Consider the following 14,480-nt stretch of genomic DNA (forward strand, 5'->3'; position numbering starts at 1 on the left):
CCGCTTAATCCTTTCCTTCCATCCACCTCTCAAACCTCGACGGGGAGAACGGCACCAGATCGGTGTGCTCCCCGTTAATCCAGGCATCAACCATATCCGCCCACTGCTGCAACATATAGGCGCGCTGCCGGGCATACTCCGCTTTGTTGTAAACCGCGCGCACCCCCTTCTGCTCATGCGCTTGCGCCTTCTCGATCCAGTCTGACGGATAATCCGCTTCGTGCAGCAACGTGCTGGCCGTCCGGCGAAGATCATGCACCGTGAAGTCCTGTATTTTCTCACCGTCTTTGTTTATGGTCTCCACGGTCCGGTCGATAAGGGAGTTCAGAGCGGCATTAGATAATGGCTTGCGGAAGTTGTAGCGCCCGGGAACCAGATATTCGCTGCCACCAGCGCACATCTGCAGGCCGACCAACAGATCATGGGCTTGTCTGGAAAGGTATATTACGTGCTCACGCCCGGCCTTCATCCTTTCACCCGGTATCGTCCATGTGGCTTTTTTAAAATCCACTTCTTTCCATTTTGAATGGGTAAATTCAGTTTTTCTTACCAGGGTTAGCAGCACCAGCTTTATCGCCATCTTCATGGTTCCCATGGCCCCGACACTATCCAGCGCGCGGAAAAATATGCCGATCTCATCAGGCGATAGTTTCCTTTCTCGTGGCTTAAACACTGCGATCGACGATGGCTTAATGTCAGCCGCAGGATTGAACAGGCCGTGCCCGCGGTCATTTGCGTACCGGTAGACGCTGCTGATTATCTCCCTTACCTGAATCGCCGTCGCCCGGCCGCCACGCTCGACGATGCGATCGCACAGGTCGCGCACCACTCTGGTGGTTATCTCAGTCATCATCTTGTTGCCGAGCGCAGGGAGTATGTCACGGTCAATCACCGCCTGCTTCATGGCGCGGGTGCTGTCTGCCAGGGTGACATATTTCATGTAGGCGTCGGTATATACCGCGAATGTTTCGGCCCCGGCGATCTGCCTGATACCGTCACGTTTCGCCGCAGCTGGCGACTGGCCTGCCTTCAGCAACTTTTTGGCGGCAATGAGTTCCTCGCGCGCTTCCGCCAGGCTGATACCGTCACGACCGTACTGGCCGATCACCAGCGTTTCCCGCCGGCCGTTGATGCGGTAGTCGTAGCGGAACGAGACAGAGCCTGACGTGAGCACGGCGACATACAGCCCGTCACGGTCGGAAACCTTATACAGTTTCTCCTGCGGCTTGAGGTTTTTCAGTTTGGTATCGGTAAGCACAATTCACCCGTAATGCATCCATGTTTTTGTCGGTATGAGAGTATACCTTTCGGGTAATACCGTCACCTGTACCGTCGAAAAATGTGGTGTAGAGTGAATAGATATGAGTAGATATAAACAAAAACCCTCTGCAATTACAGAGGGTTAGGGATGGCATTGAATAGATATGATGTGCTATGAACTAGCTATACATCATTCCCACTCAATCGTAGCCGGTGGCTTACCGCTGATGTCATACACCACGCGGGAAATACCGTTAACTTCGTTGATGATGCGGTTAGACACGCGGCCTAAGAAGTCATACGGCAGATGCGCCCAGTGCGCGGTCATGAAATCGATGGTTTCAACCGCACGCAGGGAAACAACCCAGTCGTACTTGCGGCCATCGCCCATTACGCCAACGGAGCGAACCGGCAGGAACACGGTGAACGCCTGGCTTACCTTGTTGTACAGGTCAGCTTTGTGCAGCTCTTCGATGAAGATCGCGTCCGCGCGACGCAGCAGGTCGCAGTACTCTTTCTTCACTTCGCCCAGCACGCGCACGCCCAGACCCGGACCCGGGAACGGGTGACGGTAGAGCATGTCGTACGGCAGACCCAGTTCCAGACCGATCTTACGTACTTCGTCTTTGAACAGCTCGCGCAGCGGTTCAACCAGGCCCATCTTCATCTCTTTCGGCAGGCCGCCCACGTTGTGGTGAGATTTGATGACGTGTGCTTTACCGGTTGCGGAGGCCGCGGATTCGATCACGTCAGGGTAGATGGTGCCCTGCGCCAGCCACTTCACGTCTTCCAGCTTCAGCGCTTCTTCGTCGAACACTTCCACGAACACGCGGCCGATGATTTTACGTTTGGCTTCCGGATCGTTCTCGCCTTTCAGCGCGTCCAGGAAGCGCTGCTCGCCTTCCACGTGAACGATGTTCAGACCGAAGTGGTCGCCGAACATGTCCATGACCTGCTGGGCTTCGTTCAGACGCAGCAGACCGTTGTCCACGAATACGCAGGTCAGGTTTTTGCCGATTGCGCGGTGCAGCAGCATCGCGGTCACGGAGGAGTCCACGCCGCCTGAGAGGCCGAGAATTACCTTGTCATCGCCAACCTGCTGGCGGATACGCTCAACGGCGTCGTCGATGATTTTTGCCGGGGTCCACAGGGCTTCACACTGGCAGATGTCACGCACGAAGCGCTCCAGCATGCGCATACCCTGACGGGTGTGGGTCACTTCCGGGTGGAACTGCACGCCGTAGAAGCGTTTTTCTTCGTTCGCCATGATGGCGAACGGACAGCTTTCGGTGCTGGCAACGGTCACGAAGTCAGACGGGATGGCGGTCACTTTGTCGCCGTGGCTCATCCACACGTCCAGCAGCGGTTTGCCGTCTGCGGTCAGGGAGTCTTCGATACCGCGCACCAGCGCGCTGTCGGTGACGACTTCTACCTGTGCGTAGCCAAACTCGCGCTCGTTAGAGCCTTCTACGTGGCCGCCCAGCTGCATTGCCATGGTCTGCATACCGTAGCAAACGCCGAATACCGGCACGCCAGCTTCGAACACGTACTGCGGCGCGCGCGGGCTGTTCTCTTCGGTGGTGCTTTCCGGGCCGCCGGACAGGATGATGCCGCTTGGATTGAATTCGCGAATCTGTGCTTCCGTGACATCCCACGCCCACAGCTCACAGTAAACGCCCAGTTCACGTACGCGACGCGCCACCAGCTGAGTGTACTGAGAACCGAAGTCCAGGATGAGAATGCGATGTTTATGAATGTTTTCCGTCATTGACGCTAATTCCGAGGCAAGAGAAACAAAAAACAGAGCGCCCGATTTACTCGTCGTCTTTCAGGCTGCAGGTGCGTTGGCTGCGTCCATTCGCCCCGGTCACATAGTTAACTATGCTCCCGGGGTCTCATGGACTTGCCGCCTTCCTGCAACCCGAAATCCATAGAGTAACTGGATCGGGCGCGGAAACTTATCAGGAGCCCAGACGGTAGTTCGGGGACTCTTTGGTGATCGTCACGTCGTGAACGTGGCTCTCCTGGATACCCGCACCGCTGATGCGTACGAATTCCGCTTTAGTACGCAGCAGGTCAATGGTACCACAGCCGGTCAGACCCATACAGGAGCGCAGGCCGCCCATCTGCTGATGAATGATCTCTTTCAGACGGCCTTTATAGGCAACGCGACCTTCGATACCTTCCGGCACCAGTTTGTCTGCGGCGTTATCGGTCTGGAAGTAACGGTCAGAGGAGCCTTTTGACATCGCGCCCAGGGAGCCCATGCCGCGGTAAGATTTGTAAGAACGGCCCTGGTAGAGTTCGATTTCACCCGGGGATTCTTCGGTACCGGCAAGCATGGAGCCTACCATCACGGCAGCGGCGCCCGCGGCGATCGCTTTGGCGATGTCGCCAGAGAAGCGGATACCGCCGTCAGCGATAACCGGAATACCGGTACCTTCCAGCGCTTCAACCGCGTCAGACACCGCAGTGATCTGCGGAACGCCCACGCCGGTGACGATACGCGTGGTACAGATAGAGCCAGGACCGATACCCACTTTTACCGCGCTGCAGCCAGCGTCAGCCAGCGCGCGAGCGCCTGCGCCGGTGGCCACGTTACCGCCGATGATCTGCAGATCAGGGTATTTGGCGCGGGTGTCGCGAATACGTTGCAGAACGCCTTCGGAGTGGCCGTGAGAGGAGTCGATCAGCAGGACGTCAACGCCCGCAGCAACCAGCGCGTCAACGCGCTCTTCGTTACCGGCACCTGCGCCAACCGCAGCACCGACGCGCAGACGTCCATGCTCGTCTTTACAGGCGTTAGGTTTACGTTCTGCTTTCTGGAAGTCTTTAACGGTGATCATGCCGCGAAGGTGGAAGCTGCTGTCAACAACCAGCGCTTTTTCAACGCGTTTTTCGTGCATTTTTGCCAGCACCACGTCGCGGGTTTCACCTTCGCGAACGGTGACCAGACGCTCTTTTGGCGTCATGTAGACGCTAACAGGCTGGTTCAGGTCAGTCACGAAACGCACGTCGCGACCGGTGATGATGCCCACCAGCTCATTCTCTTCGGTCACAACCGGGTAACCGGCAAAACCGTTACGTTCGGTCAGGGCTTTCACTTCGTGCAGCGTGGTGGTTGGCAGAACGGTCTGTGGGTCAGACACGATGCCGGATTCATGTTTCTTCACGCGGCGAACTTCTTCGGCCTGACGTTCGATAGACATGTTTTTGTGAATAAAGCCAATGCCACCTTCCTGTGCCAGGGCAATAGCCAGGCGCGCTTCAGTCACGGTGTCCATTGCCGCAGAGAGCATAGGAATGTTCAGGCGAATGGTTTTCGTCAACTGCGTGCTGAGATCGGCAGTATTCGGCAGAACAGTGGAGTGAGCGGGAACGAGGAGGACGTCGTCAAACGTCAGTGCTTCTTTAGCGATACGTAGCATGGGCAATATCTCTGACCTGGGTGGTTAAATATTGCCGTGGCATTATACAGAGCGTAACCGATTGCATCTACACTTTTTTATAAAAAAGCTTGCGATTGCCTCTCAGCAGGTTACTATCGACTGAATAACTTGCTGATTTAGAATTTGATCCCGCTCACATGTTATCCTCTCAATCCCCCTCAATTTATTCCGTCAGCCGCCTGAATCAGACGGTGCGTTTGCTGCTTGAGCAGGAAATGGGGCAGGTCTGGATCAGCGGTGAGATCTCTAACTTCACGCAGCCGTCCTCCGGTCACTGGTACTTTACCCTAAAAGACGACACCGCCCAGGTGCGCTGCGCGATGTTCCGCAACAGCAACCGTCGCGGGACGTTCCGCCCTCAGCACGGCCAGCAGGTTCTGGTTCGCGCCAATATCACCCTGTATGAGCCGCGCGGCGATTATCAGATTATCGTCGAGAGCATGCAGCCCGCGGGCGAAGGCCTGCTGCAGCAGAAGTATGAACAGCTAAAAGCCCGGCTCTCTGCCGAGGGGCTTTTCGACCAGCAGTACAAAAAGACGCTGCCCTCCCCCGCCCACTGCGTTGGGGTCATCACCTCGAAAACCGGTGCGGCACTGCACGATATTTTGCACGTGCTGAAGCGTCGCGACCCTTCCCTGCCCGTCATCATCTATCCGACCGCCGTTCAGGGTGACGATGCGCCGGGACAGATAGTTCGCGCCATTGAGCTGGCGAACGCCCGTCAGGAGTGCGACGTATTAATCGTTGGGCGCGGCGGCGGCTCGCTGGAAGACCTGTGGAGCTTTAACGACGAGCGCGTGGCGCGGGCAATCTTTGCAAGTATTATCCCCGTGGTGAGCGCCGTCGGCCACGAAACGGACGTGACGATTGCGGATTTCGTCGCGGATCTGCGTGCGCCTACCCCGTCCGCGGCGGCGGAAGTGGTCAGCCGCAACCAGCTGGAGCTGCTGCGTCAGATTCAGAACGGCCAACAGCGTCTTGAGATGGCGATGGACTACTTCCTTGCCAACCGTACCCGCCGCTTTACCCAGCTTCATCATCGACTTCAGCAGCAGCATCCGCAGCTGCGTCTGGCGCGCCAGCAGACCGTGCTGGATCGTCTGCGTCAGCGCATGAACGTTGCGGTGGACGCGCAGCTTAAGCGCGCGGTATCGCGCCAGCAGCGCGTGACGCAGCGCCTGAACCAGCAGAACCCGCAGCCGAAAATTTATCGCGCACAAACGCGGATCCAGCAGCTGGAGTATCGTCTGGCGGAGACAATCCGGACGCGGCTGGGCACCACCCGCGAGCGTTTTGGCAATGCGGTGACCCACCTTGAAGCCGTCAGCCCCCTCTCCACGCTGGCGCGCGGCTATAGCGTGACGACGGCGACGGACGGCAAAGTGCTGAAGCAAACTAAACAGGTAAATACCGGCGATGTGCTGACGACGCGTCTTTCCGACGGCTGGGTAGAAAGCGAAGTGAAATCAATTAAACCGGTGAAAAAAACGCGTCAGCGTAAAACCGGATAATTCTTCGCCGGTTACTTACTATACTGCTGCTATTCCCTTTTTTAATAAGGAGAGCAGCATGCCCCATCTTCATAGCGTTATTCCCCCTTATATTCTTCGTCGTATTATCGAAAGCGGTTCCGAGCCGCAGCAGCGCTGCGCCCGTCAGACCTTAACCCATGTCCAGACGCTGATGGCCCACATGCCGGGCAAACCCGCCGCGCCGCACGTGAATAAAGCTGGGCAGCTGGAGCGCGATATTTACGACGCGAAGCAAACCCAGGAGCTGCCGGGTACGCAGGTGCGTTACGAAGGCCAGCCGTCGAACGGCGATGTGGCGGTGGATGAAGCCTATAATTATTTAGGTATTACCCATGACTTCTTCTGGAAAGAATATCAGCGCGATTCGCTCGATAATAAAGGGCTTATTTTGACCGGCACCGTGCATTACGGCCGGGAATATCAGAACGCCTTCTGGAACGGTCAGCAGATGGTATTTGGCGACGGCGACGGGGAAATATTTAACCGCTTTACCATCGCCATCGACGTGGTGGCGCACGAGCTGAGCCACGGTGTGACCGAGACCGAAGCCGGGCTTATCTATTTTGAGCAGTCGGGCGCGCTGAACGAGTCTCTGTCGGACGTGTTTGGCTCGCTGGTCAAACAGTACCATCTGAAGCAAACCGCCGATAAAGCTGACTGGCTCATTGGCGAAGGGCTACTGGCGAAAGGGATTAACGGCAAAGGGCTGCGCTCAATGTCTGAACCCGGCACAGCCTATGACGATCCCCTGCTCGGCAAAGACCCGCAGCCTGCGCACATGAAAGATTTCATTAAAACGCGCGAGGATAACGGCGGCGTGCATCTGAACTCCGGCATCCCCAACCGGGCATTTTATCTGGCTGCGACGGCGATCGGCGGCTACGCCTGGGAAAAAGCGGGTTATGCCTGGTACGACACGGTTTGCGATCGCAATCTGGCGCAGGATGCGGATTTTGAGGCCTTCGCAAAACTGACGATCGCGCACGGAGAGAAACGCTCCGGCGGCGACGTTGGAGCGGCCATTAAACAAGCCTGGGAACAGGTGGGAGTGTTGTAAATGCAGGTTCCGGAACTGACGGATGACGCCGTGGTTGAGCTGGCCCGGGAAGGCGGCGTCGCTTTTATCCCCAGGCTGAGCGGGCAGCGCACCATCGCACTCTCCTCGCTCAATGAAGCCCAGCGCCAGCGCCTGGTGAGCATCCTGGAGCAGGCTTTTCCGCGCGGTCAGCCGCCGGGGCAAGCCTCTTCACCCGGCAGCGGCGACCAGCGCTATTTCCGCATTCAGATTATCTGGACCGGGCAAAATCAGGCGCACTACGCCGATATCGTCGTGCTGGTGCCGGAGCAGGAAGCGCCAGAGTCGCTGGTTGAGTTGTGGAAGAAAGGCGAAGGCTGCGTCTGCGATTAACCTTCGGCCCGAACAAACTCCACGCGTTTTTTAGAGATAAGGCCGTGGCCGTTCTGGCAGAAATAGTCCACCGCCCCGCAGGCCTTTAATACCTGGAGCGGCTGATGGCACTCCGGGCAGCGGGCTTCAAGCGCAATATCTTTATTACAGCTGTCGCAGTGCGCTACCCCGTTCTGGGGCTCCAGCGGTGCCTGGCAATCCGGGCAGGTAATCGACATATTATCTCCTGTTGGGTTTTACCGGGGCATAACGCCGCCCCGGCAAGACCGAGGTTTATGAGGCGTTAGCAGCCGGTTTAGTTTGCGCATTTTCCAGCATGCGGCGCACCGGAACAATAAGGACGATCAGTACCGCGGCACAGATCAGCAGCGCGATGGAGCAGCGAGCAAAGAGATCCGGCAGCATATCCAGCTGATCGGCCTTCACGTGGCCGCCGATCAGGCCCGCCGCCAGGTTACCCAGCGCGCTGGCGCAGAACCACAGCCCCATCATCTGGCCGCGCATTCTTTCCGGCGCAAGCAGCGTCATGGTCGCCAGGCCAATCGGACTCAGGCACAGTTCACCAAGCGTCAGCATCAGGATGCTGCCCACCAGCCAGAACGGCGATACGCCCTCTCCACCGCTGCTCAGCACGTTCTGTGCCGCCAGCATCATCAGGCCAAAGCCTGCCGCCGCGCACAAAATACCAATAACAAACTTGGTGATGCTGCTCGGACGAATGTTCATGCTCGCCAGCTTCGGCCACGCCCAGCTGAACACCGGTGCCAGCAGGATGATGAACAGGGCGTTGATTGACTGGAACCACACCGCCGGGATTTCAAAATCACCAATCATGCGGTTAGTGTAGTCGTTGGCAAACAGGTTGAATGAGGTTGGCTTCTGCTCAAACGCGGACCAGAAGAACGCCGCGGAGATCAGCAGAATAAAGCAGACCAACAGCCTGACGCGCTCTTTACGGTTCAGCCCCGCAAAGACAAACAGATAAATAAAGTAGAGGGCAACGGACGCCGCAATCACGTAGACCAGCACGCTGGCTACCGCGACCGGGTTAATCACAATCACGCCCTGCGCAATCAGCGTCACGATCGTTGCCACGCCTGCCGCCAGCGCCAGCAGCCATACGCCTACGCCGTTACGCTTCACCACCGGGCTGTTCCATGTGGAGTCGAGGCCGACTTCGCCGTCATAGCGTTTCATCGCCGGAACGGCAAACACGCGGAAGATAATCAGCGCCACCAGCATCCCGATGCCGCCAATACCAAAGCCCCAGTGCCAGCCGTGGGTTTTAATCAGCCAGCCGGAAATCAGCGGCGCGATGAACGAGCCCATGTTGATGCCCATATAGAACAGCGAGAAACCGCCGTCACGACGCGCGTCGCCTTTTTTATACAGGGTGCCGACCATCACCGAGATACAGGTTTTGAACAGCCCGGAGCCAAGCACGATGAACATCAGGCCGATAAAGAACAGGTTGTTCCCCATCACCGCCGAAAGCGCAATCGACAGGTGACCGAGCGCAATCAGAATTGAACCGTACCAGACGGCTCTCTGCTGACCGAGCCAGTTATCCGCCAGCCAGCCGCCCGGCAGCGCGGCCAGGTACATGGTACCGGCAAAGATACCGACAATCGCCGAGGCGTTTTCACGCGCCAGGCCCATCCCGCCGTCATAAACGGTGGCGGCCATAAACAGGATCAGTAACGGACGAATGCCGTAAAATGAGAAACGCTCCCACATTTCGGTGAAGAACAGGGAACCGAGCGGATACGGATGGCCGAAGAACGTTCGGCTCTCTTTTTGATTAACAGTGGATTGCATAATTCTCCCGAAAGGTATGTCGTCGTGCTTGTAAACACCAGCAGGTACGCCGGCCAGTTACGTATCTGGCCGATTTTTTACATGCGGCGAAAAGTTAGTTAACCATTTGATAACCAGGCGCTAGTTTTGTCTAGTACCGGACCCTGGACTTTAAGATGAAAATTCGACGATTGTCTACTTTCTTAGATTTAAACTTGGTTAAAAGTGAATAGTGATTGACTTCACACAGAGAAAACCGGCGGTATGATTGGGCAAAAAAAAGCCCGCGATAAACGCGGGCTTTCGTGAAGCAGGTAAAGCTTATTTGCTTTTCTTAATGTGCTTAATCAAACGCTTACGCTTACGCATCTGATTTGGCGTCAGGGTGTTGCGCTTGTTGGCAAACGGGTTTTCCCCTTCCTTGAACTGGATACGGATAGGCGTGCCCATTACGTCCAGCGATTTACGGAAGTAGTTCATCAGATAGCGCTTGTAGGAATCCGGCAGGTCTTTCACCTGGTTGCCGTGAATTACTACGATTGGCGGGTTGTAACCACCTGCGTGGGCATATTTCAGCTTCACGCGACGGCCGCGCACCAGCGGCGGCTGATGGTCTTCTGCAGCCATGTTCATGATGCGGGTCAGCATCGCGGTGCTCTGACGACGGGTTGAGCTGTCGTACGCTTCACGCACGGATTCGAACAGGTTACCCACACCGCTGCCGTGCAGCGCAGAGATAAAGTGCACGCGGGCGAAGTCGATAAAGCCCAGACGGAAGTCGAGGGTCTCTTTCACCTGCTCGCGCACTTCATTGCTCAGGCCATCCCACTTGTTGACCACGATAACCAGTGAGCGCCCACTATTGAGGATAAAGCCGAGCAGAGAGAGATCCTGATCGGAGATACCTTCGCGTGCGTCGATGACCAGCAGCACTACGTTGGCATCTTCGATCGCCTGCAGGGTTTTGATAACGGAGAATTTTTCCACCACATCGGTGATTTTCCCGCGCTTACGCACCCCGGCGGTGTCGATGAGGACATACTCACGCTCATCGCGCTGCATTGGGATGTAGATGCTGTCACGGGTGGTGCCCGGCATGTCGTAAACGACCACGCGCTCTTCACCCAGAATACGGTTAGTAAGCGTAGACTTACCTACGTTTGGACGGCCCACGATAGCCAGCTTGATCGGCAGGTCCTGCGGGTTGAAGTCGTCTTCAGGCTCTTCTTCGCCCTCTTCTCCGTCTTCGAACTGCGCCCAGTATTCAGCGTCTTCGTCCACCTCTTCCGGCGGGTTCACTTCATCAACCCACGGCAGCAGAACGGTTTCCAGCAGGCTGGTGACGCCACGGCCATGCGATGCCGCAATCGGGTAGATCTCACCCAGGCCCAGAGACCAGAAATCCGCGACGGCCTGATCGGCATCGATGCCGTCAGTTTTGTTCGCCACCAGGAAGGTCGGCTTTTCGCGTGAACGCAGGTGTTTGGCAATAGCGGAGTCCGCCGGCATCAGGCCAGCGCGCGCATCCACCATAAACAGCACCACATCCGCTTCTTCAATCGCCAGCAGCGACTGTTCCGCCATGCGGGTTTCAACGCCGTCTTCCGTGCCGTCAATACCACCAGTATCAATACAGATGAACTCGCGTCCTTCCACCTCTGCACGACCGTACTTACGGTCACGCGTCAGCCCCGGGAAATCCGCAACCAGCGCATCACGGGTGCGTGTTAAACGGTTAAAAAGAGTGGATTTTCCAACGTTAGGGCGCCCGACAAGCGCGACCACAGGTACCATGTTTGAAGCCTCATAAAATTCAAAATAACGTCGCTTTTGCGGCGTTTTTAAAAATGTCAAAACGGCTCCTGAGTGAACAGGAGCCGTTTAGTATACTACAACCGCCGGGTAATTAACGCGTGATCGCGTACAGCGTGCCGTCTTTTGCCTGAATCAGCAGTTTGCCGTCGGCCACAACCGGATCGGTCAGGAAACCAGAGCTGTCGACTTTTTGCTGTGCAACAAAGCGGCCGTTATCCGGATCGATCCAGTGCATATACCCTTCGCTGTCGCCAACCACCAGGCTACCGTTGTACAGTGCCGGAGCAGTCAGCAGACGGTGCAGCAGATCGCTTTGCGTCCACAGCGTCACGCCGCCTTCGGTGCTCAGAGCCAGCAGACGATCGTTCTGATCGACCATATAGATGCGGTTGCCCTCAACGATGAAATCGTTCACAGAGCCCAGCTCACGTTTCCACATGATCTGGCCGCTGCGCAGATCCAGCGCGGTCAGGTTGCCGTTATAGGCCAGCGCGTAAACCACACCGTTAACGATGACTGGCGTTGTGTCTACGTCGCTCAGACGGTCAATTTCCGTTGAGCCAGTAGCCTGAGAGATGCGCTGCTGCCAGATCATCTGGCCCTGCTGCATCAGCACGGCGCTCACGCGACCGTTGTCACCGCCCACAATGGCAGCACCAAATGCGGTAGCCGGTGCGGATTCGCCGCGCAGAGAGAGCGCAGGCATATCCAGGTTAACGGTCCATTTCACCAGACCGTCCGCTTCGTTCAGCGCCTGCAGCTGGCCGTTGCTGGTATGAATCAGCACCAGACCGTCGCTCACCACCGGACGAGACAGGGATTCACCCGCTACGGTTGTTTGCCAGGCAATGGAGCCGTCGCTGCTGTTCAGCGCATAAACCTGCGCTTTTTCGCTGCCCACGTAGACATGACCACCGGCAACGGTCAGACCGCCAGACAGCAGTGCAGGTTTACGGGAGAACCAGCCGTCTTTTTCCGCCAGGTTAACGGACCATACTTCTTTCCCGTCATCGGCGTTCACCGCTTTCACGGTACCTTTGCGGTCAGCGGCATAGACAACGCTGTCTGCATACGCAGGATGAAGGTTTGAATAGAAATCACCAATCCCATTGCCCACGGAGACATCCCACGCGGTGGATGGGGTAAACTGGTTTTCAACCGTCGGCAGTGGGGACATTTTCACAACGTCTTCTTCGCCACTGAACAGTGAACAACCACTCAATAACGTAACAGAAAGCAGTCCTGGCAGAAGTAATTTACGCAATTGCATCGGGTCCCTCTCAGACGGACAAATTATTTATTTTCATCTGCATCATTTCGCTCAGCGCAGGTGAAGCATTGCTCTCTACGCCAGCTTGCCACGCTTTACGCGCGCCCGCTTTGTCACCTTTGCTCAGCAGTGCTTCACCGCGCAGATCGGCAACGATGGCAGCAAAACCTTCGCCTTTGATGGTATCGAGCGTTTTCAGCGCATCGTCAGCTTTTTTCTGCTGAACCTGAATACGTGCCAGGCGCAGATTGATCACCGCTTTCAGGTTCTCATCGCTGGCCGCAGCAAGGCTCTGCGAGAGCTGTGCAGCGGCTTTATCCAGTTCGTTCTTATCAACGTACTGCTGAGCCACTTCCAGCGCAGCCAGTGCACCGTAGGTGTTTTTGTTGTCAGCCGCAAATTTTTCTGCCGCAGCCAGCGTTTGCGGCTGATCGGCACGAATTGCGCTCACGGTATTTTCATAGGACAGAGACGCGCCACGCGCGGAATCTGCCTGATGATTGTTCCAGTAACGCCAGCCCACCAGCGCACCGATACCTAAAATAACCCCAACAACCAGCGCTTTGCCGTTTTCAACAAAGAAGCGCTTAATCGCGTCGACCTGATCGTGTTCGTTCTCGTAAATTTCCACGCAGTCCTTCTCCTTAGCCCAATAGAGTGCGCAAGTGCGCCGCAACGCTGTCCTGCGTTACCGTTGTCTGCTCACCAGAGCGCAGGTCCTTCACCACCACTTCGCCGTTAGCCACTTCGGACTCGCCCAGCACCAGTGCAATACTTGCGCCCCACTTATCGGCACGAGCAAACTGTTTTTTGAAGTTGCCGCCGCCATGGTTGGTCATCAGCTTAACGCCCGGCAGCGCATCGCGCACGCGTTCGGCAAGCTGCATCGCCGCAGACTGCGTTTCCGCGCCTGAAGCCACCAGGTATATATCGACAACGGAATCTGCTTTAAATTCCGGATTAACTGCCTGAACCAGCAAAACAAGTCGCTCAAGGCCCATCGCGAAGCCAACAGCAGGGGCTGCGCGACCGCCAAGTTGCTCAACCAGACCGTCATAACGGCCGCCCGCACATACGGTACCCTGAGAACCGAGGCTGGTGGTCACCCACTCAAACACGGTACGGTTGTAATAGTCCAGACCGCGCACAAGGCGCTGGTTCACGGTATAGGCGATTCCTGCCGCCTCAAGCAGCTTGCACAGGCCCGCGAAGTGTTCGCGAGATTCTTCATCCAGGTAGTCACCCAGCGCAGGCGCATCGTTCAGCAGTGCCTGAACATCCGCGTTTTTGGAATCCAGAACGCGCAGCGGGTTACTGTACATGCGACGTTTGCAGTCTTCGTCCAGCTTCTCTTTATGCTGTTCCAGGAACGCCACCAGCGCATCGCGGTAGCTAGCGCGTGCTTCCAGAGAACCGATAGAGTTCAGCTCAAGGGAAACGTGATCGGCGATACCGAGGGCGCGCCACCAGCGGGCGGTCAGCATAATCAGTTCGGCGTCAATGTCCGGGCCCTGCAGGCCAAAGACTTCCACACCCAGCTGATTGAACTGGCGATAACGACCTTTCTGAGGACGTTCGTGGCGGAACATCGGGCCGATATACCACAGGCGCTGCTCCTGATTGTACAGAAGACCATGTTCGATGCCGGCGCGTACGCATCCCGCCGTACCTTCCGGACGCAAGGTCAGGCTGTCGCCGTTGCGGTCCTCAAAGGTGTACATCTCTTTTTCAACCACGTCGGTGACTTCACCGATCGCGCGTTTGAATAACGGGGTCTGCTCTACAATCGGCAAACGGATTTCGCTGTAACCGTAGCTGCCGAGCACCTGCTTCAGTGTGCCTTCAATGCGCTGCCAGATGGCGGTTTCGCCAGGCAGATAATCGTTCATGCCGCGGATGGCTTGAATGTTTTTTGCCACGTTTATTCTCTTTCTATATACAAAAAAAAC

General features: G+C 56.6%; 12 protein-coding genes. 3 read left to right on the forward strand and 9 right to left on the reverse strand.

Features of this window, described 5'->3' with window-relative positions; genetic code table 11:
* Positions 1 to 4 precede the first annotated feature (4 nt).
* The 3 genes from DEO48_RS13660 to guaB all read right to left on the reverse strand — a co-directional run bounded on the left by DEO48_RS13660 (position 5) and on the right by guaB (position 4,688).
* Positions 5 to 1,258, reverse strand: coding sequence for a site-specific integrase (locus DEO48_RS13660; protein ID WP_109845490.1), 1,254 nt, complete (start codon positions 1,256 to 1,258; stop codon positions 5 to 7).
* 192 nt (positions 1,259 to 1,450) lie between these two features.
* On the reverse strand, positions 1,451 to 3,028 hold the full coding sequence (gene guaA / locus DEO48_RS13665) for a glutamine-hydrolyzing GMP synthase (protein ID WP_006811514.1): 1,578 nt from the start codon (positions 3,026 to 3,028) through the stop codon (positions 1,451 to 1,453).
* Positions 3,029 to 3,221: 193 nt separating this feature from the next.
* Entirely contained in the window at positions 3,222 to 4,688 is a 1,467-nt protein-coding gene (guaB, locus tag DEO48_RS13670; protein ID WP_023333022.1) for an IMP dehydrogenase, read from the reverse strand.
* 158 nt (positions 4,689 to 4,846) lie between these two features.
* Between guaB and xseA the strand changes: the two genes are divergently transcribed.
* From xseA to DEO48_RS13685, 3 genes are read left to right on the forward strand one after another with little or no spacing between them, the layout of a single operon-like run.
* A complete protein-coding gene (gene xseA, locus DEO48_RS13675) occupies positions 4,847 to 6,220 on the forward strand; it encodes an exodeoxyribonuclease VII large subunit (RefSeq protein WP_109845491.1) in 1,374 nt (457 codons plus the stop codon).
* 58 nt (positions 6,221 to 6,278) lie between these two features.
* Positions 6,279 to 7,298 (forward strand): M4 family metallopeptidase, encoded by a 1,020-nt coding sequence (locus DEO48_RS13680; protein ID WP_063408285.1) that lies wholly within the window; start codon positions 6,279 to 6,281, stop codon positions 7,296 to 7,298.
* Complete coding sequence (locus DEO48_RS13685; RefSeq protein WP_023308795.1) at positions 7,299 to 7,649, forward strand: protealysin inhibitor emfourin; 351 nt, start codon at positions 7,299 to 7,301, stop codon at positions 7,647 to 7,649.
* Here DEO48_RS13685 and DEO48_RS13690 read toward each other — a convergent pair.
* From DEO48_RS13690 to hisS, 6 genes are all read right to left on the reverse strand, one after another.
* Complete coding sequence (locus tag DEO48_RS13690) at positions 7,646 to 7,867, reverse strand: zinc ribbon domain-containing protein (protein WP_109845492.1); 222 nt, start codon at positions 7,865 to 7,867, stop codon at positions 7,646 to 7,648. The two genes, DEO48_RS13685 and DEO48_RS13690, sit on opposite strands and share 4 nt — an antisense overlap.
* Positions 7,868 to 7,922: 55 nt before the next feature.
* On the reverse strand, positions 7,923 to 9,467 hold the full coding sequence (locus tag DEO48_RS13695; RefSeq protein ID WP_109845493.1) for a peptide MFS transporter: 1,545 nt from the start codon (positions 9,465 to 9,467) through the stop codon (positions 7,923 to 7,925).
* A gap of 300 nt (positions 9,468 to 9,767) precedes the next feature.
* Positions 9,768 to 11,240 (reverse strand): ribosome biogenesis GTPase Der, encoded by a 1,473-nt coding sequence (gene der, locus DEO48_RS13700; protein WP_023308811.1) that lies wholly within the window; start codon positions 11,238 to 11,240, stop codon positions 9,768 to 9,770.
* Between the two features lie 112 nt (positions 11,241 to 11,352).
* Positions 11,353 to 12,531, reverse strand: coding sequence for an outer membrane protein assembly factor BamB (bamB, locus tag DEO48_RS13705; protein ID WP_008502135.1), 1,179 nt, complete (start codon positions 12,529 to 12,531; stop codon positions 11,353 to 11,355).
* 10 nt (positions 12,532 to 12,541) lie between these two features.
* Positions 12,542 to 13,162: a YfgM family protein gene (locus tag DEO48_RS13710; RefSeq protein WP_023308812.1), complete on the reverse strand. Its 621-nt coding sequence runs from the start codon at positions 13,160 to 13,162 to the stop codon at positions 12,542 to 12,544.
* 13 nt (positions 13,163 to 13,175) lie between these two features.
* Positions 13,176 to 14,450, reverse strand: coding sequence for a histidine--tRNA ligase (gene hisS / locus DEO48_RS13715; protein ID WP_109845494.1), 1,275 nt, complete (start codon positions 14,448 to 14,450; stop codon positions 13,176 to 13,178).
* Between the last annotated feature and the right edge of the window lie 30 nt (positions 14,451 to 14,480).

The organism is Enterobacter sp. CGMCC 5087 (assembly GCF_003144775.1).
Lineage (GTDB): Bacteria > Pseudomonadota > Gammaproteobacteria > Enterobacterales > Enterobacteriaceae > Enterobacter > Enterobacter cloacae_M.